Source organism: Falsirhodobacter sp. alg1 (genome assembly GCF_000739715.2).
Classification (GTDB): Bacteria; Pseudomonadota; Alphaproteobacteria; order Rhodobacterales; family Rhodobacteraceae; genus Falsirhodobacter.
Window position 1 is genome coordinate 1 of the sequence record NZ_BBJC02000034.1, and the last position, 884, is coordinate 884.

2 pseudogenes are annotated in these 884 nt (G+C 60.6%); both read left to right on the plus strand.

The annotated features are described in order from the left end of the window. Positions 1 to 230 (plus strand): annotated as a pseudogene (locus TR36_RS15825) (hypothetical protein); the annotation flags it as partial. 195 nt (positions 231 to 425) lie between these two features. Continuing rightward, positions 426 to 698, plus strand: a pseudogene (locus TR36_RS13975) (DNA mismatch repair protein MutS); the annotation flags it as partial. Positions 699 to 884: the final 186 nt, after the last annotated feature.

Genomic DNA, 884 nt, shown 5'->3' on the forward strand with positions numbered 1-884 from the left:
GCGGGGCCTATTTTACCTATGTGCAACACCCTCAGGGCATGTCCTCCCCGGCATTCTGCCAGCATCTTGTCCAGACCGCAGGCATCCTGATGCTTCCCGGAACCATGTTCCATCCGCCCGGACAGGGGGACGGAACGGCCCGCATCGCCTTTGCGAATATCGACATGGCGGGGATCAACACCCTGTTCACACGATTGCACGCGCTTGCCCCATCTGCGCCAAAGCCGTAGGAAGGCGCGGAACATTCCATAAAGGGGCTGGGGTATGGCTAGGGACAAATCACGCGGCAGCAAGATCATGTCGGGCATTGTCTTCGCGACATGGGGCAGCTCCGCTTATGTGATTGCAACGTGCATATCCCGCTGCCCGCGTTGCGGCAACCGCGCGCAACGCGTATGACAAGGCGCGACAGACCGGAGGACAGCATGACCGAGCCGACGCCGATGATGGCGCAATATCTGCAGATCAAGGCAGAACACCCCGCCGCACTGCTGTTCTACCGCATGGGCGACTTTTACGAGATGTTCTTTGACGATGCCGTCATGGCGGCAGAGGCGCTGGATATCGCCCTGACCAAACGCGGCAAACATCTGGGCGAGGATATCGCCATGTGCGGTGTGCCGCATCATGCCGCCGAAAGCTATTTGCTGGGGCTGATCCGCAAGGGGTTTCGCGTGGCGATCGCCGAGCAGATGGACCCTTCCAGTCGCCCGCCATTCCCCACAAGACATCGCCATGCCCGTAGCCAAGCACCGTCGGCAGGGCCGCATCCTCTATCCGTTCGGCATAAAGTGCCGGAAGGCGCGGCAGAACCGGATTATCCAGAATGCGGCAGGTGAAGCCCATCGCCTCCAATGCCGGGCGCATTTCCTCCATCAGATAGC